Source organism: Pseudomonas sp. MHK4, from assembly GCF_054600775.1.
On record NZ_BAAIAK010000001.1, the window covers coordinates 635,476 to 658,728 of the forward strand.

The following is a 23,253-nucleotide window of genomic DNA, read 5'->3' on the forward strand; positions in this document are numbered from 1 at the left end:
GGGAGTTGATCGCAATGGCTCAGCACTTGAATTCATTCGGTTTGTTCATTCACCCCAAACAAACAATGAAAGGCAGCACCAGGTGTCCCCACCATTTGCCGGCGAGAATCGTGAGGTGTGGTGTGAACCCTGAATGGCTCCTGCGATTGCAGATAGCGACCACGGTGGCGCTGTTGGGTGGTGCGGTCGCGCCCGCGTGGTCCGCAGGTGTCTGCCCTGCACCCGCGGTGGCCTCTAACACTGATTGCACGGTTCCTCCCGGCACCATCGTCAATGTCACTCCCGCCGGGGCCATCGGGCTAAACGCCAGTGGTGCCTTGGGGCAGATCACCGCTGATGGCATTACCCTTAATCTGGGGGCCACCACCACCACAGGCGCATTGGCACTGCAAGGCGCCGCCATCAGCTTTAATGCAAGCACCGTCAGTACCACCTCCGTTGGCGCCGCCGCCACCGGACAGATCGGATTACGCGCGTCCGGCGCGGGCAGCAATATCTCGGCCACCGGCGCCACCCTCGACCTGACACCCGCCTCGGGAACCTCGCTGAACATGCGTGGCGCCACCGCCGACAATGGCGGCGTGCTCACGCTGAACGGTAGCACTGTGCTGGTGACGGGCGGCGGCAACGGCACGGGTAACTACGGTCTGGTCGCGAGCGGAACGGGCAGCCAGCTCAACTTTTCCGGGGGCTCGGTCAGTACCAGTTCCCGCGGAGCCTTCGGGGTGTTGGCCGAAGGCGGCGGCGTGGTCAATTTATCCAACGGCGCACAGATCACCGCCGCCGGGGCGCAGAACACCACCACGCTTGCCGGCAGCCATGCCCTGTACGCGACGGGAGCCGGCAGCCAGATCAATGCCACAGGCATCGCGGCCAGCACCTCCGGCACCAACGCCTCAGCCGCGCTTGCCGACACTGGTGCCACCCTGGTCTTGACCAGCAGTTCGTTCACCAACTCGGGGGCCGCCAACATAGACAGCACCCCAAACGCCGGGGTGCGGGCCGTCAACGGTGGCAAGATCGTGATGAGCGGAGCCGGCAGCGCGATCACCACAACCGGCGTGCGTGGCTTTGGCCTTTCCGTGGAGGGTGCAGGTTCCCAGGCGCAAGTGGCGGACACGGCCATCCTGTTGGCAGGCAGCCGCGCATTCGGGATTTCCATCAAGGCCGGTGGCAGTGCGCAGGTCAACAACAGCAGCGTCGCGCTCAATGGCGTCACCGGGCCTTTTTCACCCGCGGTGCAGGTAGAGGGCGCTGGCTCGACCCTGACGATGACCAACAGCAGTGTCAGCACCACGACCCCCACCGTCGCCGTCGGCGTGACGGCGCGCGATGGCGCAAACCTCACCCTCAGCGACAGCTCGATCACCACGACCGGCCCGAACTCCGCGGCACTGACCGCCAGTGGTCTGGCAGCCTCGCCTGGCTCGGTGACCGCGAACAACGTGACGATCAATACCAGCGGTGACGATAACGCCATGGGCGCGATCGCGGAATTGCACGGATCGATTACGCTCAACGGTGGCACGATCACCACCACTGGCAACCGGGTCAGGCCATCGTCCTACGCCCATGGCCTCGGCGCACGCAATCCCGGCGGCACCCTGATTGCCAACGGTACCGTGGTCAACACTTCCGGGCTTTCCGCCATGGGCGCCTGGTCCGACGATGGCGGTCACTCGACCCTAAATGACGTCAGGATCACCACCTCGGGTGAATCGGGCATAGGGGTATTTGCGATCGCGGAACAGGTCGGCACGCAATTCAGTGCCAACACCACGGCCAACCGCACCACCGTGCAAACCAGTGGCCTGAATGCCCACGGCGCACAGGCGCAATCGCGCAATGACCAACCCGTTGATGTCGCCACGGTCACCGTGAATGACACCTCGATTACAACCCTGGGCACCGGTGCCGCAGGCCTTCGCGCCGTGCTCGAGGACTACGGCACGACGCCCACCGGTCGTGGCCAGGCCGATGTGGTGGCCAACCGCACCACGGTGCTGACCCAGGGCGTGGGTGCGCATGGTGCGTTTTCCCGCGACAATCCCACCTCGGTGACGATCAACCAGAGTTCAATCCAGACCAACGGCGCGACCGCCCATGGTGCTGTCGCGGTCATTGGCGGGCGCATCAATGGCACCGACTCGACGGTGGTGGCCAGCGGTGCCAACTCAATGGCAGTCTATGCCTTGGGCATACCCGCGGCGGTCTCCACGGCCGACTTCACTCGCAGCACCTTGAACAACAGCAGCGGCCCGATCATCGGTATCGCCGGCGATGCCAACGTGACCCTGACCGACTCGACCGCGACGGGTGCCAGTGAGTGGCTGCGCGTGGGCACACTCAATGACTTTCCCCTGCTGGCCACTGCGCATCCACCCCTGACCGGCCCGGAGGATTTCCCGGATGAACTCACCGGAGACTTGCCGCCGTTGCAATCTGCGCCGATCACCGCCCCTGCCCCACCCGTGACGCCCGGCCTTGCCACTATCAACCTCTCTGGATCAACCGTGGTGGGCTCGGCCTTCACGGCGCCCGGCAGCGTTTCCAACCTGACGCTGAGCAACAACAGCGTCTGGCGCATGACGGGCGATTCCAATTTGACCAACCTGGTGAATGACCCCAGCCTGATCGATTTCTCTGCCCCGACGGGCGGGGTATTCAAGACCCTCACCGTCAACAATTACAGCGGCGATGGCGTCATTGCGCTCCATACGTTCCTGGAGGGAGACGGCTCGCCTTCGGACAAACTGGTGATCGATGGCGGCACCGCGACGCCGATCGCCGCCGGCAACACAGCATTGCTCATTCGCAACGCCAGGGATGCCAGCGGGTTGTTGGGGCGAGGCGCGTTGACCACCGGCAACGGCATCATGGTGGTGGATACGTTGAACGGCGGTACCACCGCGACCAACGCTTTCCGCCTGGGTGGCCGCGCGATTGCAGGTCCCTACGAATACACGCTACAACGGTCAAGCGTGGATGCCAGCAACGGCGAAGCGTGGTACCTGCGTTCCACTGCCGAGCCTGTTCCGCCGACACCACCGGTGCCCCCCGTACCACCCGTACCACCGGATGATGGGCCCGTACCACCTGTTCCGCCCGAGCCGCCCGAGCCGCCAACGCCTGCGCCACCGGTGCCGAGCTTCCGTGCGGAAACCTCGTTGTACGGCGCCATTCCCGCCATGGCGCTGGTCTATACCCGTGGCATGATCGACACCCTGCACGAGCGGGTTGCCGAAGAGCGCCGCATGCCCACCGACCCATTGCCCAAGGAACATGAAGAAACCTACGGCCCGTCCCTCGGTTGGGGGCGCATGATTTTCCGCAACGGCGAGCGCGAGAGTAGCCATGACGGCCCGTTTGGCGATTCCCCGGCTTACAACTATGACATGCAGGCGTTCCAGGTCGGTCTCGATCTGTATCGCGGCGAAGACACCGACGGCAGCCACGATCAGGCGGGCCTGTCCTTGGCCGTCGGCAAGATTGACGGCGGTGTCGAGCACTACACCGGCTTCGGCGCCGGCAATGATGTACTGCGCGCCTACAGCCTGGGCGGGTACTGGACGCACTTCGGCCCCGATGGCGGGTACGTCGACGGTGTGCTGCAAGTGCACCGTTTCGACATCGAAGCCAAGCCGGGTGACATCGATGAGCTGGACACCAAAGGCTGGGGTTACTCCGCGTCCCTGGAAACCGGCTACCCGTTCCTGGTGGATGAGGGCGATGACCAACACAAGCATGAAAACCTGTACCTCGAGCCACAGGCCCAGGTGATCTATTCGCATATCGATCTGGACGACAGCGATGACATCGCTGCCGACGTGCGTTTCAGGGACGTCGATTCGCTGATCGGCCGCCTGGGCGTGCGCCTGGCCAAGGACTGGTTCCGCGAGACCGACAAGGGTGAGACCTTGCGTACCAACGGCTGGCTGCGCCCCAGCGTCTGGCATGAGTTCAAGGGGCAACCCAAGACCGAATTTTCATCGGCAGACGGCTTCGTACCCTTCGAAGCGGATATCGGCGGGAGCTGGTGGGAAGCCAACCTGGGCGTCGATTACCAGGCCGACAAGAAAGTCACGTTCTTCGTCTCAGCGGGGTATCAGAAGTCCTTCGATGGCGACAGCCACAGCTACGAGGGCATGCTGGGTGTGAAATACGATTTCTGACAAGACCCATGTAAGATTTGGGTCGATTTCAGCCGGTCGTGGCAGGCAGAAAACGCCCATCATGAGCCTGCTCGCACAGGGTTCTTGTAGGAGCAAGCTTGCTCGCGATGGACGTCAACGATAACGCGGGCTGTCTGGATAATCGCATGCCGAAAGCGACTGACGACATATTTCCCATGCTGCGCGCCAGTTCCCCGGCACGCGCGCGAAAATCCGCGGCGGGATGGACCTCAAGAACCATTCAGAGATAAACGTCCGTTACCCTCAAGTCGAGGTAAAAGCGGCATGACAAACCAATCGCGATCCCGTGGATGTGGGTGTGCATCGGTCCCCTGCCCTCACTCAGCTCGGCTGACCGCGCATTCCTTTATCTGCTCGCGCAACCATCTCAAGCCCGGATCCGCATCGAACCGAGCGTGCCAGTACCCGATCAATTCGGGTTCAGGGAAATCCACTGGCGGCTGATGGCAGCTCAGGCCGAACGTCTCTGCAAAAGCCTGTGCAATCGGCCCCGGTAGATTGCAGATATAGCCCGTTTGCGAAGCAATCACCGGCATCGCCATGAAGTTCTGCACCAATACGCCAACACGACGCGCCAGCCCTTGGGCCTGCAGGGTCGTGTCGATGATGTTGCCTTCCCGTTGGTGCATTTCGATCATCACCTGTGGACGCTCCAGGTACAGCTCGAGCGGAAAGCGTCCGGGGGGCAAGCCTTCGCGCTGCCAGATCAGTGTGAGCAGCGAAACCGTGGTGATCGACTCCTCGCGCAGTCCAGCTCCCAGGGTCATGGGCGTGTTGATGACCAAGTCGATTTCACCGCTCTCCAACAGCGCTGGCAAGGCATTGTTCGGCGGCAGCGGCACCACTTCGATCATCACCCCCGGAGCCTCACGGGCGATGTACTGGATCAGCCGCGGCAGGATCAGGAACTCGACGAAATCGCCGGAGGCAATGCGGAACTTGCGCTGCGCCACGGCCGGCAAAAATGGCATGGAGCCTTGCAGCACTTCGTCCAGACGGCCCAGTGCTTCGCGCACCGGGCCGATCAGCTCGGTCGCGCGCGCGGTGGGTACCAGGCCATGGCGTCCGGTGACGAACAGTTCGTCGCCCAGGCGCTCGCGCAGTCGCCGTAGCGCATGGCTGACCGCCGGCTGGCTGAGCGCCAGGCGTTCGCCGGCGCGGGTGACGTTTTGCGTATCCCACAGGGTCGCGAAGACCACCAGCAGGTTCAGGTCGAGAGTGCGGGTATTTATACTGTGCATGCCTGAAATTCTATCTATTCATTTCCCTCACTGTAACGCTTTTGGTCTAGTGGCTCCATCGATCCCTCGGTACTAGAGCCCAAGCATGAACAATAAAAAATCCCTGCAGATGGGTTGGTTCATTCCAACTCTTGGCGACACCACTGCCTTCAGCGATCCGAGTAAAAGCATCCCGCAATCCCTTGAACATTTCGAGCGAGTAGCCGTCGCCGCCGAACAGGCCGGTTTCGATTACGTACTGGTCCCCGTTACCCCCTACTGCTGGGATGCCTGGGTTACCGCCTCCTTCATCATCGCCCGCACCCAGAAGCTCAAGGCCCTGGTGGCGGTGAAGCCTGGTTTCATCCATCCGGTGGCCCAGGCCAAGATGTTCGCCACCTTTGACCAACTATCCAAAGGACGCATCTACATCAACCTGATTGCCGGCCTCAGCGAGAAAGACGCGCACGCCGAAGGCCAGATCGTCTCCAAGGAAAGCCGCTACGAGCAATTGGAAGAAGAAGTCGAGTTGATGAAACGCCTGTGGACCGAAGAAGGCGTGGAATATGAAGGCAAGTACCACCAGGCACACGGCCCGAAAGTCATCCCGACCCCCTTCCAGCAACCCCACCCGCCCTTCTTCCTCGGCGGTGGTTCGGAGCATGCGGCCGAAATTTCCGCCAAGCACTCCGCCGTGCACCTGTTCTGGGGCGATTACCCGGAGCGCATCGCCGAACAGATCAAGGAAATGCGTGAGCGCGCTGCCAAATATGGCCGCGGCGAGGACATCGAGTTCGCCATGCGCCTGCAGATCATCTGCCGGGAAACCGAAGAGCAAGCCTGGGCGGCGGCTGACACGCTGGTCAACGGCGCCGATCCGACCTGGACCGAACAGGTCAAGACCATGATGGCCGAGTCGGTTGCCAACCAGCGCATGAAAGAGCTCTCCAAAACCGTCGGCCGCAAGATGACGCCGCACCTGTGGACCGGCATCACTGAAGTGCGCCCCGGCGCCGGTATTGCCGTGGTGGGTACCCCGCAGCAGGTTGCCGACCAGTTGCTGGCGTTCGTCGATGCCGGCTGCAGCGGCTTCTGTCTGTCCGGCTACCCGCATCACGAGGAAGCCGAGCGTTTCGGCCGCCTGGTCATGCCGCTGCTCGACCGCTGAACCACTCCTATCCAATAACAATCAGCCGCCGGCGCGTCCGGCGGCAATGGAGTCTCTGTCGATGAACACCTGTAACTTCGACCCCAAGCAGTTCCGTCAGGCGCTCGGCGCCTTCACCACCGGCGTGACCATCGTCACCACCCGCGGCCAGGACGGCCAGGACTATGGCTTGACCGCCAACAGCTTCAACTCGGTATCGATCGACCCACCGATGGTGCTGTGGAGCATCAACAAGGATTCCTCGTCGGCACACGCCTTCACCGATGGCTCGCACTTCGCCGTGCACATCCTGGCCACTGACCAGGAGCCGCTGTCCAATCGCTTCGCCAAAAGTGGTGCCGACAAGTTCGCAGCGCTCGAGCTGCAGCGTGGGCCCAGCGAGATTCCGCTGCTGGATGGCTGCTCGGCACGCTTCCAGTGCAAGACCACCTACCAGTACGAGGGTGGCGACCACATCATCCTGGTCGGCGAAGTGCTGGCATACGACCGCTTCGACAAGGCCCCGCTGGTGTTCCACAGCGGTAGTTACCGGCGCCTGCTGCCTGCCGCCGCGCGTGGGCAGGAAAGTGTGATCTACGGCGAAAACTGGCTCGGTTTTCTTCTCGGCCGCGCCTACTACCAGCTGCAACTGCCGATTCGCCAGCAGCTGAAGGCGATGGGCATGCAGGACCAGGACTTCGAACTACTGGGCCTCCTCAGTTTCAGTGAAGGCCGGACCCTGGACGAGTTGCGCCAGCTGTTCGAGTTCACCGGCAAAGCGCTGTCCGAAGAACAATTGGCGATCTGGCTGCAGAAGGATCTGCTGGCGCTACAGGAGGACCGCGTGCTGTTCACCGACAAGGGACGCCAACTGGCGATCCAGTGGCTGACGTTTGCCAAGGCCGCGGAGATGACTGCACTGCAAGCCCTGTCCTTCGACGAAGCACAGCAACTCAAGCTGCTGATCGGTCGTGTCATCGAGCACACCGGCGCCGAACTGCCCAGGCACTGGCGCAAGGAAAACATCTGGCAGGACAACAACCTCTGGCAGCAACCCGATGCCATCGCATCGGCGCGCTAAGGCAGTACCGCGCGGCGACCTGTGCGCCGCGCGACCACCAGGACAAGCCCAAGAGGTAAACCGCCGATGACTCGCACAACGTCCATCCCGGCGCCGGCAACGCCCTGCGCGACGCCGTTACTGACCAACCGGGGTCGAGCCAACTATGCCTTGGCTGTGCTGATGCTCGCCTACGTCTTTTCGATCATGGACCGCCAGGTTCTCAGCCTGCTGGTCGGACCGATCCAGCAATCGCTGCACGTCAACGATGCCTGGATGGGCATGCTCCATGGCTTCACCTTCGCCGCCTTCTACTCCCTGGCCGGCCTGCCGATCGCGCGCCTGATCGATCGTGGTAACCGCCGCCTGATCATCATTGTCGGTATTGGCCTGTGGTGCCTGGCCACCGCTGCCAGCGGCCTGGCCAGTGAGTTCTGGCACCTGCTGCTGGCACGCGTCGGCGTGGCGGTTGGTGAGGCCGTGCTGCTGCCAGGCGCCGTGTCGCTGATCAGTGACCTGTTCGTCGCGCAGAAACGCGGCCGTGCCCTCGGTGTGTTCGGTGCCGGCGGTCCGATCGGCGTTGGTGGTGGTTTACTCGCCACCGGCCTGGTGCTCGGCTACTTCAGCGCCCATCCACTGACCCTGCCGTTGCTTGGCACCCTGGCGCCCTGGCAAACCACGCTGATGTCGATCGGTCTGCCGGGCCTGATCGTGTTGTTGCTGATGTTCGGCGTGACGGAGCCGCGACTGGATCGCACCGCACGGGCGACGCCAATATCGGTGGCGCCGGGCGTGCCACTGGCTCAAGTGCTGGCGTTCCTGCGCGCCAACCGGCGCACCTTCGTCGCCATTGTGATTGGTATGGGCTGCTACAACGCCGCGGTGTACGGATGCGGCGCCTGGGTCCCCAGCTATCTGGTCCGCGAGTTCGGCTGGACTTACGCCAAGGCTGGCACCGTGATGGGGTTGATCATGTGCGTCAGCTCGCCGCTGGGTGTGCTCGGTGCCAGTTGGCTGGGTGAGTACTGGCGCCGCCGCGGCGTGGCCAATGGCAACCTGCGCGTAGCGATCTGCGCCAGCATGGTCCTGCCGCTGTGCGCCACACCGCTGCTGCTGGCACCCAGCGCACTTCTGGCGATGCCGTTCCTGGCCCTCTGCGCGGCCCTCTGGGTCTGCCTGTTCGGCATCGGTCCGGCATTGATCGTCGAAATAGCGCCCGCGCCGATGCGCGGACAGTTCATCGCCCTGTTTACCGGCGTGCTCAATCTACTCGGTGTCGGCATCGGCCCGCTGGCGATCGGCGTCATCACCGACTACGTGCTGGTCGACCCCGCCGCCATTGGCTACTCGATCCTGATCGTCACGTTGATCGCCTGCGCCCTCGCCTGCCCGCTGCTGCTCGGCGCGAAGCACAGCTTCAAGCATACAGCCCGGCGAGCCGCCGAATGGCAGCCCGCCTCCCCGACCTCCTCCAACTGACGAGAACGCTCATGATCACTATCAAAGGCAGCTGCCTGTGCGGCGGCATCCATTACTCCAGCCACCTGGCCCCCCTGTCCACGGCGGTCTGCCATTGCAGCGACTGCCAGAAACAGACCGGCAGCGCTTTCTCGGTCAACCTGCTGGTACAAGCCGAAGGTTTCCTGGTCGAAGGCGCTGGCCTGGGCTGCTACGCCAAGGCCGGCGGCAGCGGCTTGCCGGTCAGGCGCTACTTCTGCACCCGATGCGGTTCGGCGCTGTACTCCGAAATCACGGCAATGCCCGGCGTACTGGCGGTCAAGGCCGGCACCCTGCTCGACCCGGCCAACACCCCGCCGAATCTGCACCTTTGGTGCGCCTCGGCACAGCCGTGGGTGGTCATTGACCGCTCACTGCCGTGCTTCGAGCAGGCGCCTACCGAGTGAACTATCACGACCCGGCTGACGGCCTGCCGCAGCCGATCGAGTATGAGATGCCCTCCATGATCAAAGATGCGCACAGCGCTGCCTCCATCAGCGCTCACCGGCAACGGCTGTCCCGGTTGCAAACCCTGGGCCCCGGGTTGATGGTCAGCCTGGCAATCGCCATGGCCTCGGCGTTCATCGCCGATCACTACGGCGGGCCCACGCTGCTCTATGCCTTGCTCTTCGGCATGGCCTGCCATTTTTTGAGCGAGGACAGCCGCTGCCTTCCCGGCATTGAGTTCACTTCACGGACGATTCTGCGTATCGGTGTGGCATTGCTGGGTGCACGAATCACCCTCGAGCAGATCGGTTCGCTGGGTTGGGGAACGGTTTTAGCCGCCGTGTTTGCAGTCACTGCGACTATTTCTGTCGGCTGGGTGAGTGCCCGCCTGCTGAACGTGCGTGCCGATTTCGGCGTGCTGACCGGGGGTGCCGTCGCGATTTGTGGTGCTTCGGCGGCACTGGCGATTTCCGCCGTGCTGCCCAGGCATGAGCACAGCGAGCGCGATACCTTGCTGACCGTGGTGGGTGTAACGGGCCTGTCGACCCTGGCGATGATCACCTATCCGATCATCAGCAAATTGCTGGGCTTGTCACCTGAACACACCGGGATTTTCCTGGGTGGCACCATTCATGACGTGGCGCAGGTGGTCGGCGCCGGCTACATGATTTCGCCGGCCACCGGCGATATCGCCACCGTTGTGAAGCTGCTGCGCGTGGCGCTGCTGGTGCCCGCCGTCGTGGTGATTGCCTGGTTGTTTCGAAGGCAGCAGGGCATGCAGGCTGACAGCGGGCGGCGGATACCTCTGGTGCCCGGATTTCTGTTGGCGTTCATCTGCCTGGTCGCGGTCAACAGCAGTGGTTTTCTGCCGCACGCGATAACCGACGCCATGAGTGAAACGTCCCGTGGCTGCCTGGTGATCGCCATCGCCGCCCTGGGGTTGAAAACGTCGCTGCAAAAACTCGCATCAGTCGGCTGGCGTCCGATCGCTTTGCTGGTGGGCGAAACACTGTTCCTGGCGATGTTGGTAATTGGCCTGCTTTACCTGGGTCGATGAATCGACCCCGCCCTGTACCTGATTCTTCGGCAACACCCACAACACCCCAACCGATCGCGATGCTGTTGCGCTCGCGAGGGCGTGCATTCCCAAGCGGTTCCAAAACTTGAGAGCGACTAGATGAAAACAACAAAAATATTGATGCAAACCGGCGCCTTGGCGCTTTCGCTGCTGGCCACGGCTGTCATGGCCAAGGTCTCTCCTGAGGAGGCCGCACAGCTGGGCACGACACTGACGCCAATGGGTGGCGTCAAGGCGGCGAACGCCGACGGCAGCATTCCCGCCTGGACCGCAGGCCTGCCGGCAACAGCGGGTTCCGTCGACAGCAAAGGCTTTCTGAGTGACCCGTTTGCCAACGAAAAGCCCTTGTTCGTCATCACGGCAGCCACCGCCGAAAAGTACAAGGACAAGCTGTCTGCAGGCCAAATGGCCATGTTCAAGCGTTACCCGGACAGCTACAAAATCCCGGTGTACCCCACCCATCGCACCGCCGCGGTACCGGCAGACATCTATTCGGTGATCAAGGCCAGCGCGGTCAAGACTGAAGAGGTTGATGGCGGTAATGGCCTGAGCGGTTTTTCCGATACCCGTTACTACGCGTTCCCTGTGCCCAAAAATGGCATCGAAGTGCTGTGGAACCACATGACTCGCTATCGGGGCGGCAACATCAACCGTTTGGCAACCCGCGTCCAGCCGCAAGTCGACGGGTCATTCACCATGGTCCAACTGGAAGACGAGATCTCCTACCCGCGAGAACTGCCTGACCTGGACAAGAGCAAGGCCGAGAATGTCCTGTTTTATTTTATCCAGCGCGTGACAGGGCCAGCCCGACTGGCCGGCAACGTGCTGCTGGTCCACGAAACCATCGACCAGGTGAAGGAGCCACGCGATGCCTGGTTGTACAACGCCGGACAGCGCCGCGTGCGCCGTGCACCACAGGTTTCCTATGACGGCCCGGCCACTGCAGCCGATGGCCTGGCGACCACCGACAACTACGACATGTTCAACGGTGCTCCGGATCGGTATACATGGGAACTGGTCGGCAAAAAGGAGCTGTACATCCCGTACAACAGCTACAAGCTCGACTCACCCAACCTCAAGTACGCCGACATCCTCAAGGCCGGCCATATCAACCAGGACCTGACTCGCTACGAACTGCACCGGGTGTGGGAAGTGGTGGCCAAGGTCAAGCCAGGCCAACGTCACATCTACGCGACGCGCCACATGTACTTCGATGAGGACACCTGGCAACTGGCGGAAGTCGACCATTACGACGGCCGCGGTCAACTGTGGCGCGTCGGCGAAGGGCACGCCCAGCAGTATTACCACAAGCAGGTGCCTGGCTATACCGCCGAAGCCCTCTATGACCTGCAGTCCGGTCGCTATTCGGTGTTGGGTTTGAAAAACGAAGAAAAGCGCAGCATTCAATTCGGCGCGGTGGCCTCGGCGAACAGCTACACCCCGGCGGCACTGCGCCAGACGGGCATCCGGTAGTCTCCTCATCGCCTTGGGTGATCTTTTTGGCGGCTATCCAGCCGCCTTTTTTCAATCAGCTTCGCTGATTTGATCTATACCAATATCTCAAATGCCTTGGCTTCATATTCTTCGTTGCGCACTGCCAGGCATCTACCCTCATGAAAAGCCGGTGCTATCGCCGGGTGGGAGACCTTGTCAATGAAGGCTTTGAAAGTCGCTGCCAGCGATACGGTTCTGGATTGCTTCCATACTTCCCGCCCGATTGTGGCCCTGGATCAAACCGACTTTACCGATGTTGCCGCCGCGGTCCTGACCGTCGACGATGTCATGGGCGGCGCGCTGGATGCCATTCAACGAACAGGTTTCGACATCCCGCTATTCCTGGTGGTACCTCGCGGCGGTGCCGGCAATCGGGCGCTCGATATCTACAAGCGCCTGCACGAGGTGATCCTGCTGGTAAACGGGGTGTTTGACCTCTCCAGCGCCAATGCCGAGTACTACGGCAATCAACTGGAAACCGCCGCCAAGGCCTATGAAGAAAACCTGTTGCCGCCCTTCTTCGACGCCCTCAAGCACTACACCGAGGCCGCCAACGCGACCTTCGCCTGCCCCGGCCACCAGGGCGGTCAATTCTTTCGCAAGCACCCCGCCGGCCGCCAGTTCTTCGATTTCTTCGGCGAAACCCTGTTCCGCGCCGACATGTGCAACGCCGACGTCAAGCTCGGTGACCTGCTGATCCACGAAGGCCCGGCCCTGCAGGCGCAAAAGCATGCCGCCACTGTGTTCAACGCGGACAAGACCTACTTCGTGCTCAACGGCACCTCGGCCTCGAACAAGGTGGTCACCAATGCGCTGTTGACGCCTGGCGACCTGGTGCTGTTCGACCGCAACAACCACAAATCCAACCACCAGGGCGCGTTGATCCAGGCCGGTGCCACGCCGGTGTACCTGGAAACCGCGCGCAATCCCTACGGCTTCATCGGCGGCATTGATGCCCATTGCTTTGAAGAAGGCTACTTGCGCGAGCTGATCAAGGAAGTCGCCCCGGACAAGGCCCAGCTGCCACGGCCGTTTCGCCTGGCGATCATCCAGCTGGGCACCTATGACGGCACCATCTACAACGCGCGCCAGGTGGTCGACCGCATTGGCAAGCTGTGCGACTACATCCTGTTCGACTCGGCGTGGGTGGGCTATGAGCAGTTCATCCCGATGATGAAGGATTGCTCGCCCATGCTGCTCGACCTGGGCGAAGACGACCCGGGGATTTTCGTCACCCAATCGGTGCACAAGCAACAGGCCGGCTTCTCCCAGGCCTCGCAGATCCACAAGAAGGACCGCCACATCAAGGGCCAGCCGCGCTACTGCAATCACGCACGGTTGAACAACGCGTTCATGGCCCAGGCCTCCACCAGCCCGTTCTACCCGCTGTTCGCCTCGCTGGATGTGAATGCACGCATCCACGCCGGCCGTAGTGGCCTGCGTCTGTGGGAAGACTGCGTGAAGTTCGGCATCAACGCGCGCAAGCTGATCCTCGAAGCCTGCACCCTGGTCCGCCCCTTCGTGCCGGAAACCATCGACGGCCGACCCTGGCAGGACCACCCCACCGACGCCATCGCCAGCGACCTGCGTTTCTTCGAGTTCCACCCCAAGGATCGCTGGCACGCCTTCCCCGGCTATGCCGACAAGCAATACTTCATCGACCCCTGCAAGCTGCTGTTTACTACCCCGGGCATCGACCCGATCGATGGCAGTTACACCGACTTCGGCATCCACGCCGGCATCCTGGCCAACTTCCTGCGCCAGAACGGCATCGTCCCGGAAAAGTGCGACCTCAACTCGATCCTGTTCCTGCTCACGCCCGCCGAAGACTGGGCGAAGATGAGCCATCTGGCCGCGCAACTGGCCCGCTTCGAGCAGTTCCTTGCCGATGATGCGCCCATGAGCCGGGTGCTGCCGGCCATCTACGCCAGGTTCGAGGACCGTTACCGCAACTACACTATCCGCCAGCTCTGCCAGGAAATGCACGACCTCTACCGCAGCCACAACGTGCAGCAACTGCAGAAGGACATGTTCCGCAAGGAACACTTCCCGAAAAAAGCCATGAACCCGCAGCAGGCGCAGGTCGAATACATCCGCGGCAATGTCGAACTCGTCGCGCTGAGCGATGCCGATGGCCGTGTCGCTGCCGAAGGTGCGCTGCCCTACCCACCCGGTGTGTTGTGCGTGGTGCCGGGGGAAATCTGGGGTGGCGCGGTGTTGAAGTATTTCCTGGCGCTGGAAGAAGGCATCAACGCCTTGCCCGGGTTCACGCCGGAACTGCAAGGGGTGTACCTGAAAGAGCAAGACGGCCGTATTCGCGCTTATGGATACGTGCTCAAGACCTGATCCTCGCCCCATTCAAAGAGCAGCGTTTCCTGCGACCTACAGCAAGGAGTATGCGATGGCTGATTCAAGCAAGAAAATGGGCCTGATGGGGCTCACCACCCTGGTAACGGTCAACATGATGGGGTCGGGCATCATCATGCTCCCCACCAACATGGCCCAACTCGGTGCCGTCTCGCTGTTGTCGTGGATTTTCACGGCGATCGGCTCGATGGCCATTGCCTATTGCTTCGCTCAGTGCGGCGTCTTCTGCCCTCGATCCGGCGGCTTGTCGGCGTACACCGAAGAGGCCCACGCGAAGTCGGGCTTCTTCCTCTGTTCCTACCTGTATTTCCTGTCCCTGGCGATCGCCAACGTGGCCGTGGCGATCTCGGCAGTAGGCTACATGACCGCCTTTGTACCCTGGCTGGGGACTGGTGCCATCCCGCTGTGCATCGGCACGATCAGCCTGATCTGGTTGACCACCGTTGCCAACTTCGGCGGGCCCGGCATCACCGGCAAGATCGGGGCGATCACGGTGTGGGGTGTGATCATACCGGTAGCGGGCCTGAGCATCATCGGCTGGTTCTGGTTCAAGCCCGATGTGCTGGCGGCCGCCTGGAACCCCAATAACCTGGCAATCTCCGAAGCCATCGGCAAAGCCATACCCCTGACCCTTTGGGCTTTCCTGGGGATGGAGTCGGCCGCCCAGGCGACCGATGCCGTGGAGAACCCCAAGCGCAACGTGCCGCTGGCCTGCCTGTTCGGAACCCTCGGCGCAGCCGTGGTGTACGTGTTGTCGACCACGGTCATCCAGGGCATCGTGCCCAACGCCGAACTGGCCAATTCCTCGGCGCCCTTCGCGCTGGTCTACAGCAAGATATTCAGCCCGATGGTGGGCAACATCGTCATGGCACTGGCGGTCATGGCGTGCGTGGGCTCGCTGCTGGGCTGGCAGTTCACCCTGGCCCAGACCGCCAAGATGACCGCCGACCAGAACCTGTTCCTCAAGCTGTTCAGCAAGGTCAACGCCAGCAACGCGCCCGTGGTCGGCATGATTGTCTGTGGCGTGCTGCAAACATTCATGGCCCTGTCGACCATATCCCCCGATGCCGCTGCGCAGTTCAGCAAGCTGGTCAGCCTGGCCGCCGTGACCAACCTGATTCCTTACATAACGGCGCTGACTGGCTTGCTGGTGATCATGTACAAGGCCAACGTCGGGGCTACGGTGTACACGCGCAACCTGGTGGTGTTGCTGGTGGCCGTGGCCTACTCGTTGTATGCGTTGTATGCCTGCGGCAAGGATGCGGTCATGGGCGGCACCCTGGTCCTCGCCATCGGCTACCTGCTCTATGGTTTCCTCGCCAAGCGATTCGTCAACGAGCCGGCGGCAGATCTGAATAGGGGGATCAATCCATGAACCTGTTATCGAGCAAATCGGCGAATGTGCTGATCGCTTGCGGACTCTCGATGATGTCGGCAGTGGCCGGTGCCAATACCCTGGAACGCGTGCGAGCCAGCAATACCCTGACCTTGGGTTATCAACCGGACTTTGCCCCGTTCAGCACCCACGTGGGCGACAAGGCCAGCGGCTACGCCATTGACCTGTGCAGTAAAATCGCCGACCAGGTCAAGACCGAACTGGGGTTGTCCTCGTTGCAAGTACGCTTCGTACCGATAAAGATTACCGAAGAGGTCAGCGCCGTCAGCTCAGGCAAGGTCGACATCTTCTGCACGCCAACACCCATGACCCTCGAACGGCGCAAGACGGTGAGTTATTCAGTGCCGATCTACACCGCCGGGCTCTCTGCCGTGGTGCACAAGTATTCACCCGAACCCTTGCTCAAGGTACTCAGGGGTGAAGTGGCGCATGACGGACCCACCTGGCGCGCGACCGTCAATCGCGGCCTGGCCAAGCAAACCTTCGCCGCCCCTGAGGGTGGCGTGACCGAGCAGTGGATACGCGAGCAGATGCGTCTGCTCGGCGTGATCGCCACCCTGGTCACGGTCAACAATAACGACGATGGGATCAAGTTGGTTGCCGAAGGCAAGGCCGATGCGTTCTTCTCCGACCGCATCGTGCTCAAGAATCATATTGCCAGTGACTATCCCAACGGTGAACTGCTGGTTCTGGACCGTATCTACAAATACGCGCCAACCTCGATGATGCTCGAGCGTGGCGATGAAGACTTCCGTCTGCTGGTGGACACCGTGTTGAGCAATATGTATCGCGCAGGTTCGATCGAACAGGCTTACACGCAATACCTTGGCGGCGCCAGTGATACCGCCAAGAAGCTTTTCGACGTCTATGCCGTGCCTTAGCGCCTGCCCTGTGACAGGCCGCCTGCGGGCGGCCTGTTTTGATCAGGCTCAATCAATGAAACGGGAAGATGTAGTTCATCCAGGCGGCCATGCGCAGCAGGATCTTGCGCATCGCCGCGATATGATGGAAGTGTTGGCTGTAGAGTGCCGCCTGCCCGTAAGCGCCACCCGGCATCTGGTTTTTGTACTGGGCGAATTGCGGATCGGTGATTTCGATGATGACCGGAACGCGACCGGCCGGTACTGAGCCGGAGAAGCTGATCAGCGTACCGGAGGGCTGCACCTGCCCCTCGGCAATTACCGAGTAGACCGTCTTGACCTTACCCTGGAAAACCTTGCCGGGAATACCATCGAAGGCCACCTCTGCCTCATCACCCACCGCCAGGCGCAAGAGACTGTTCTGCCGCATCCAGGCGGCGAAGTACTGCCCTTCTTCGGGAATGAACACCATCGAGGGTCGCAACGGCAACTTGCTCGCCATCATGCCCGGGCGCAGGGAAACATGGGTCACGAAACCCTTGCTCGGCGCACGGACGACGGTGTTGTCGAGTTCGTACTGAGCATTGTCCAGTTGTGCCTGCAAGTCATCGCTTCTTGCGACGGCGATGTCCAGATCACGTTGCGTACCAAAATTGCGCTTGATCAGTTCGGTGATCCGGAAGCGATCACCCTTGGCAGCCACCAATTGCGCCTTGAGGGATTTGACACGATTTTCAAACGGGGTGGGATCGATCCGGAACAGCACATCGCCTTTTTCCAGCGGCTGGTTCGTTTGCGCCGGTACCTCGATCACCTGGCCACTGATCACGGGTATGACCGGAACAGAAACGAAATAAGAGCGCGCCACTTCGGAATAGGGATGGTTGTAGTTCATGGTGAAAATCAACGCACCAATCAACACGATGCCACCCAGCACCGCGGTGGGCACGGTCCACTTGTTCAAAGGTATGCGAAAAATCTTGAACAGCGCTATGCAGAAGGCCGCGTAGGTGAGGATCAGCAACAGGTCCATTGTTCAAATTCCTGCGCCATGATTATCGGGAGGCGTGCGAGCGCTCTGCGGCGTTCCTGTTGCCGCCTCCAGATCTGCAATGCGCTTTTGCAGGTCGGCGACCTGTTGCTCCAGATGAACGACATGGCTCGCAGGCGACTTGCCATCGCCAAATCCCCATCCTCGATCTTCACGATAAAGCGTGGCCCAGATCCACAGGAATGGCCACAGCGCATGGAGGGTGAACAGACTGACCCACCCGGTCGCATGTATCGCGTCCTGATGGGGATGGTTGCGGTGCTTGGCAATGTCGTAGGGGATGTCATGCAGCACGATGATCCCGTAGAACAGCACTATTCCAACGAAAATCAACAGACCTAGAGCAAAGTAGTCGAGCATGACTGCGTCCCTTGCGCGGTGAGAATGGATAGAGTGTAGACGAGGTGTATTGGGGCATTTGATGCCAACATTCTCCCTGCATACGGTGAAAACCCACGCGCGAAAAATCCACTGCAAACTGGGGGTCGAGCGTCGTACGCAGGCTGTTGCGCATGCCAAGGCGATAGGACAGCTGGCATGACAAATCGCAGGATTGAATAAAAAGCAGCAGGAACCTGAAAGATCGACAAATGGCACAGGGCATAACGTGGAGTTGCTTCAGCGCATTCACAGCACACCTTCAGACGACCCCGTCTGGGTAATTGTCTACTCCATTTGTTAAAGGAACTGCTTCTTCCATGAGTGCTCAAGAACTGTTCACCAGCCTTAGCGGCTGTCATTGGATCGGCGGCCGGTTGCAGGCTGGCGCCGGCACCTGGAACCACGACGTACTGGACCCGGCGACCGAGCAACGCATTGGTCAACTCTGTGACGCCACTCGAGAGGAGGTAAACCGGGCGATCGCCATCGCCAATCAGGCGCAGAAAACCTGGAACCGCAGTAACGCCCTGCATCGCGCCGAAGCGATGCATGAAGTCGCCGCGCAAATCCGCCAGCAACGCCCACTCGTGGCGGAGATGCTGACCCGGGAAATCGGCAAGACCTACAAGGAGTCTGTCGACGAAGTCTCCTGGTCGGCGACGGCAGTGGATTACTACGCGGAGTTGGGCCGGCATGAGATCGGACGGGTTGCAGGTCCGGTGGTGGACGGGCAATTCAATTTTTCGCTGAAAGAGCCACTCGGGGTGGTGGTGCTGATCCTGCCATTCAACTATCCGCTCTGCCTGCTCTGCTGGCAGGCCGCCGCCGCGCTGGTGGCCGGCAACGCGGTGATCATCAAGCCTTCCGAATTGACCTCGCTGACCACGTTGCAGTTTGTCCAGGCATTTGCCGGGCTCGGCCTGGGTCTGGTCCAGGTGCTGACCGGTGGCGCTGACGTCGGCCAGCAGCTGGTCCGCCATGCGGATACACACATGGTGGCCTTTACCGGCGGGATCGAGACCGGCCGCAGCATCGCTCGTGAATGTGCCGGGTTGTACAAGCGCACCTTGATCGAAACCTCAGGCAACGATCCTTTCATCGTCATGCCCTCGGCCCCCATCGATATCGCGGCGCGTGGCGCGGCGTTTGGGGCCTACCTCAACTGCGGCCAGGTGTGTGCATCCTCTGAGCGCTTCTATGTGCACGAAGCGGTCTACGATGCTTTCGTCGATCGCTTGATTCACCATGCCCGCCTTATTCGGGTAGGCAATGGCCTGGATAAGGTCGACATGGGGCCCCTTGCCTCTCAGGCCCAGCGCGAACGCTATGAGCGGATTCTTCACCGGGCGGTCGAACAAGGGGCTCGTGTCGGTGCCGGCGGCGGTCGCCCACAGGGCCTCGACAAGGGATGGTTCGCGCAAGCGACGGTGCTGACCGACATCACCCCGACGATGGATATCATGCGCGATGAAAGCTTTGGGCCGGTGGCCCCCATCTGCCGAGTGGCGAGTCTCGATGAGGCCCTGGCGCTCTCGAACGACTCCCGGTATGGATTGGGGTCGACGATCTACACCACCAATCTGCAAGAGAGCATGCGCGCCACCCATGAGCTGGAGGCGGGAATGGTCTGGGTCAATGCGCCACTGCTGGATAACGATGCCGGGCCGTTTGGTGGCCGCAAGCAATCGGGCATGGGCCGTCAACTTGGGGCCGAGGGGCTGGATAATTTTCGTCACAGTAAATTCGTCATGATGGATCCTGCGGCTTCGGCCCAAGACTTCTGGTGGTTCCCGTTCCGCGATGAGGACGCATTCCCGGGGCAGCGCTGAGTATCGTTTCGACCGCCTCTTGTGGGAGGTCAACTACCCCGCGGCTCCTTCCTGGACGGCGGGTCATTTTCGAATGGATTCTGGTGAGGGCCAAAAAAATGCAACAACAAACTGGCGAACTGGAAAGACGTTTACGACTGCTGGAGAACCCGGCGGAGCAAGGCGAAGACTTTGATGGGGCGAGTTGGTTCTGGTTGCTCCTGCTCGGGGTGTTCTTGCCGATTCTCGCGCTGATTGCGGGGTGGTACCTATGACCGAGCATTCAACGGCGTTGTCCGGTTCCTCCACGGATTCAGTCGGCGGCATCGAGGCAGACAAAAGTGCCTTGCCGCTCCTGCGCCACGAGCGCACCTGGGGTAGCTGGAAACTCGGCATTTCACTGGCCACTGCCGCTGCCGCGACCTGGTGCTATCTGATTGGCGGTTATGTCGGGGCTTATCTTCCCTTCGCCCAGGGTGCGATTTCCCTCACCGCCGGCTGCATGATCGGCATGCTGTTGGTCGCCTTGGCCGTTGTTCCGGTGTGCATGCGCTTTGGCGTCGATTCCATTGCCTCGGCCAAGCCGCAGTTTGGCAACCGCGGCTGGATTGTAGTCAGTGCGATGCAATTCATCTCGATCGTCGGCTGGAACTCGCTGCTGCTGATTTTCTTTGCCAAGTCGACCACGCAGTTGCTCCTGGCGCTTGGCTGGATCGCCGACGGCAACAGCGCCTTGCTGGTGCCCATGACCATCCTGCTGGCCTGCTCGCTGGTGTTTTGCTTTCTCTTGAAGGGGGCTCGCGGAGTCGATCGGGTCGCGAGGATTCTGGTGGTCCATGTACTGGTCGGTTTCTGGGTGCTCTACATCATTGTCAGCGAGCGTTGGGACGAACTCTCCACGGCTGTGCCGGCAGCGGCATCGCCAGATCGCCTGTGGAACTACACCACTGGCGTGGAAATCGGCATCGCCTCCTTGCTGTCCTGGTGGCCTTATATAGGCGCGATGGTGCGCATGGCGCCCAAAGGACGAACTGCCGCACTTCCAATCATGCTGGGCATGTCGGCCCCGGTGCCGGCACTGAGCCTGATCGGGATCGCCGGGGTTCTGGTGCTACAGGTCTCCGATCCGTCCGAATGGCTACGAACCATTGGTGGCCCTGCCTATGGCATCGTTGCCCTGCTATTCGTGACGGCCGCCAATTTGGGCACTGCGGTGGCCGGGGTGTATGCGTCGGCTATCGGGTTGCGGCACTTCAAGGCATTGGAAACGTTGTCCTGGCCAGCGATCCTGCTAATCACCATCGTGCCGGTGGCGATGGTCGGCCTGTTTATCCCGGAGCTGTTCTTTGCCCACTTCGGCACATTTCTGGCGTTCATCGGCGTCGGCTTTGCGCCCCTGTGCGGAATTCAGATTGCCGATTACTACCTGATGCGGCGACGTCGGGTGGGAGTACGCGCACTGTTCGACAATGGCCCCGACAGTCCTTATCGCTTCTGGGGCGGCTTCAATCCCGCGGCACTGGTGGCGATGGCCGCCGGTTGCGCAACCTATGTCGGGCTGCTTGACCCCCTGACCTATGAAAGCCATGGCCCCTATGCCTTCACCACCGCCTCACTGCCATCGGTATTGGTGGCCGCACTGGTGTACTGCATCGTCACTCACCTGTGGGTTCGTCCTGCAGGTAAAGGGGGCTATCGATAACGACCGTGCTGGAGCAGGCCCCGCGCCTCAATGGCGCGGGGTCATTCCAGTTGGCGTTCGCGAAAGCGCCGAGGGGTTTGTTGGCTGGTCCTGCGAAAGCACGCTGTAAAGTGACTCTGGCTGGAAAAGCCGGTAGCCAACGCCACATCGCTGATGGCTGCGTCAGTCTCCCTGAGCAGGCATTTGGCACGCTCGATACGTCGCTGCAGCAAGTAATGGTAGGGTGAGACCCCCATGGCTCGGCGAAAGGTATGGGCAAAATGGCAAGGGCTGATTTTGGCCGCCGAGGCGATATCTTCGACCGAAATGTTCTGCGCCAAATGGCTTTCAACAAAATCCAATGCGGCTTTGAGCTTGTGCGGCGAAAGGGCCAGACGCTCATCCGGTTCATTGGGGTAGACGTTGCAGTGACCTCGTAGCAGTTCCAGGCAGAACGTTTGAGTCAGTGCTTGCACATAGGCAGCCGAACCGATTTTTTCGCCACGCAACTCGTCGAGTAGCCCCAGGCCGATGTTGTAGATCGCCTTGTTCTCCAGCCCTATCCCGTCCACCAGTTCGAAAGCGCTCATGTCGATATCACGCGCTGTGCGCTGCAGCATCTGGGGGTCAAGGCAGACGTGCAGGGAATCGATTGCCGACGACCACTCCCAGGCGTTTTCCTGGTTGGCCGACATGATCGAAATTTGTCCCGGGCTACTGTGTCCGCGAAGCCATTGGCCGTTCAGTCGGACACCGAGGTCACCAGGGGTGTCGAGGTGGATCACGATGAAGTGGGAAGCTAAAGGAGGTGGTTTGACATGCCCGCGGGGTGGATGCCGGTGACGACGTGCTGTTATCGCCGCCCAGCCGCTGTCATCGCTGGATAGTTGCGCGGGAGTCGGCATGAAAGCCGCCCAGGCCTGCGGTGAAAGTGCATCGGGATGTGGACCTTTGCGAATCATGACATCGCCTCTTGTTATTGTTCTGGCTCAGGTACAATACGGCTGATGCCCCCCTATATTCGGGGCAACCATTGAAATCATGTTCGCCGCCGCAAATTAAGGGCGTCGTAGGCAGGTGCTGCAATCATCCCGCACCCGATCCCTTCCTTGAAAAGATGCTGGACTGCTCCAACTGAAGTCAAGCGCTGAGCCAGAGTTTTCCGGTCCTCGCGCCAGATTGGATGGTCTTCACCAATGAGCGAATTTTACTTTTCGCTACAACGATACAAACGTATCTTTGAAAGGGAGGGTTACAAGGCTCTCTAAACCTGCTGGCCCAATGGCTCCCATCTAGCTGTCACCAGCTCGATGTCACGTTTTCCTTATTTTGAGCGGTCTTCTTGAACGCGTGCAAATGGGAAGAGATCGTATGCGCTGCGTAAACTGCGGATTCGAGAACCCCTCCGGGGCCAGCCTCTGTGAAGCGTGCAGCGCCAGGCTGTCTCGCAGCTGTCCGCGCTGTGGCCATGAAGCTGGCGTTTGCGCCAAGTTCTGCAGTGAATGCGGCGTAGCGCTGACTGACGTACCTGCTGCGCCATCATCGCAGCCCAGGCCCGTTTCAGAGACCTCTC

The 23,253-nt window shown here is 61.1% G+C and carries 17 protein-coding genes and 2 pseudogenes; 15 read left to right on the forward strand and 4 right to left on the reverse strand.

Features of this window, described 5'->3' with window-relative positions; genetic code table 11:
* The first annotated feature begins 122 nt into the window (after positions 1 to 122).
* Entirely contained in the window at positions 123 to 4,172 is a 4,050-nt protein-coding gene (locus ACYP2Q_RS02700) for an autotransporter outer membrane beta-barrel domain-containing protein (protein ID WP_459729051.1), read from the forward strand.
* 338 nt (positions 4,173 to 4,510) lie between these two features.
* Here the strand turns inward: ACYP2Q_RS02700 and ACYP2Q_RS02705 are convergent, their stop codons facing one another.
* Entirely contained in the window at positions 4,511 to 5,434 is a 924-nt protein-coding gene (locus ACYP2Q_RS02705; RefSeq protein ID WP_459729052.1) for a LysR family transcriptional regulator, read from the reverse strand.
* 85 nt (positions 5,435 to 5,519) lie between these two features.
* On the opposite strand from ACYP2Q_RS02705, the gene ACYP2Q_RS02710 reads away from it, so the two are divergent.
* From ACYP2Q_RS02710 to ACYP2Q_RS02750, 9 genes are all read left to right on the forward strand, one after another.
* The gene (locus ACYP2Q_RS02710; RefSeq protein WP_459729053.1) at positions 5,520 to 6,581 is read left to right on the forward strand and encodes an LLM class flavin-dependent oxidoreductase; all 1,062 of its coding nucleotides are present in this window, start codon (positions 5,520 to 5,522) and stop codon (positions 6,579 to 6,581) included.
* 61 nt (positions 6,582 to 6,642) lie between these two features.
* Positions 6,643 to 7,641, forward strand: a complete 999-nt coding sequence (locus tag ACYP2Q_RS02715) for a flavin reductase (RefSeq protein WP_459729054.1) — start codon at positions 6,643 to 6,645, stop codon at positions 7,639 to 7,641.
* A gap of 66 nt (positions 7,642 to 7,707) precedes the next feature.
* Entirely contained in the window at positions 7,708 to 9,099 is a 1,392-nt protein-coding gene (locus ACYP2Q_RS02720) for an MFS transporter (RefSeq protein WP_459729055.1), read from the forward strand.
* An 11-nt stretch (positions 9,100 to 9,110) separates the two neighbouring features.
* Positions 9,111 to 9,524, forward strand: coding sequence for a GFA family protein (locus ACYP2Q_RS02725; RefSeq protein ID WP_459729056.1), 414 nt, complete (start codon positions 9,111 to 9,113; stop codon positions 9,522 to 9,524).
* A gap of 56 nt (positions 9,525 to 9,580) precedes the next feature.
* A complete protein-coding gene (locus ACYP2Q_RS02730; RefSeq protein ID WP_459729463.1) occupies positions 9,581 to 10,621 on the forward strand; it encodes a YeiH family protein in 1,041 nt (346 codons plus the stop codon).
* Positions 10,622 to 10,741: 120 nt separating this feature from the next.
* On the forward strand, positions 10,742 to 12,115 hold the full coding sequence (locus tag ACYP2Q_RS02735) for a DUF1329 domain-containing protein (RefSeq protein ID WP_459729057.1): 1,374 nt from the start codon (positions 10,742 to 10,744) through the stop codon (positions 12,113 to 12,115).
* A gap of 180 nt (positions 12,116 to 12,295) precedes the next feature.
* On the forward strand, positions 12,296 to 14,482 hold the full coding sequence (gene speF / locus ACYP2Q_RS02740; RefSeq protein WP_459729058.1) for an ornithine decarboxylase SpeF: 2,187 nt from the start codon (positions 12,296 to 12,298) through the stop codon (positions 14,480 to 14,482).
* Positions 14,483 to 14,537: 55 nt separating this feature from the next.
* Positions 14,538 to 15,878 (forward strand): putrescine-ornithine antiporter, encoded by a 1,341-nt coding sequence (gene potE / locus ACYP2Q_RS02745; RefSeq protein WP_459729059.1) that lies wholly within the window; start codon positions 14,538 to 14,540, stop codon positions 15,876 to 15,878.
* The gene (locus ACYP2Q_RS02750) at positions 15,875 to 16,780 is read left to right on the forward strand and encodes an amino acid ABC transporter substrate-binding protein (protein WP_459729060.1); all 906 of its coding nucleotides are present in this window, start codon (positions 15,875 to 15,877) and stop codon (positions 16,778 to 16,780) included. The genes potE and ACYP2Q_RS02750 overlap by 4 nt, the downstream gene beginning before the upstream one ends.
* A gap of 52 nt (positions 16,781 to 16,832) precedes the next feature.
* Here the strand turns inward: ACYP2Q_RS02750 and ACYP2Q_RS02755 are convergent, their stop codons facing one another.
* Together ACYP2Q_RS02755 and ACYP2Q_RS02760 are read right to left on the reverse strand one after the other, a co-directional pair.
* Positions 16,833 to 17,792, reverse strand: a complete 960-nt coding sequence (locus tag ACYP2Q_RS02755; protein ID WP_459729061.1) for an HlyD family secretion protein — start codon at positions 17,790 to 17,792, stop codon at positions 16,833 to 16,835.
* A 3-nt stretch (positions 17,793 to 17,795) separates the two neighbouring features.
* Positions 17,796 to 18,170: a DUF3302 domain-containing protein gene (locus ACYP2Q_RS02760; RefSeq protein ID WP_459729063.1), complete on the reverse strand. Its 375-nt coding sequence runs from the start codon at positions 18,168 to 18,170 to the stop codon at positions 17,796 to 17,798.
* A 73-nt stretch (positions 18,171 to 18,243) separates the two neighbouring features.
* Between ACYP2Q_RS02760 and ACYP2Q_RS02765 the strand changes: the two are divergent.
* The 4 genes and pseudogenes from ACYP2Q_RS02765 to ACYP2Q_RS02780 all read left to right on the forward strand — a co-directional run.
* A pseudogene (locus ACYP2Q_RS02765) lies at positions 18,244 to 18,351 on the forward strand (hypothetical protein); the annotation flags it as partial.
* Between the two features lie 157 nt (positions 18,352 to 18,508).
* Positions 18,509 to 20,020: an aldehyde dehydrogenase family protein gene (locus ACYP2Q_RS02770; protein ID WP_459729064.1), complete on the forward strand. Its 1,512-nt coding sequence runs from the start codon at positions 18,509 to 18,511 to the stop codon at positions 20,018 to 20,020.
* 98 nt (positions 20,021 to 20,118) lie between these two features.
* Positions 20,119 to 20,274 carry a hypothetical protein gene (locus ACYP2Q_RS02775; RefSeq protein ID WP_459729065.1) on the forward strand — a complete coding sequence of 52 codons (156 nt, stop codon included), beginning with the start codon at positions 20,119 to 20,121 and terminating at the stop codon, positions 20,272 to 20,274.
* Positions 20,271 to 21,701, forward strand: a complete 1,431-nt coding sequence (locus ACYP2Q_RS02780; RefSeq protein ID WP_459729066.1) for a purine-cytosine permease family protein — start codon at positions 20,271 to 20,273, stop codon at positions 21,699 to 21,701. Before ACYP2Q_RS02775 ends, ACYP2Q_RS02780 begins: the two co-directional genes overlap by 4 nt.
* A 41-nt stretch (positions 21,702 to 21,742) precedes the next feature.
* Here the strand turns inward: ACYP2Q_RS02780 and ACYP2Q_RS02785 are convergent, their stop codons facing one another.
* Entirely contained in the window at positions 21,743 to 22,375 is a 633-nt protein-coding gene (locus ACYP2Q_RS02785) for a helix-turn-helix domain-containing protein (protein ID WP_459729067.1), read from the reverse strand.
* A gap of 676 nt (positions 22,376 to 23,051) precedes the next feature.
* On the opposite strand from ACYP2Q_RS02785, the pseudogene ACYP2Q_RS02790 reads away from it, so the two are divergent.
* Positions 23,052 to 23,177, forward strand: a pseudogene (locus ACYP2Q_RS02790) (double zinc ribbon domain-containing protein); the annotation flags it as partial.
* Positions 23,178 to 23,253 lie beyond the last annotated feature (76 nt).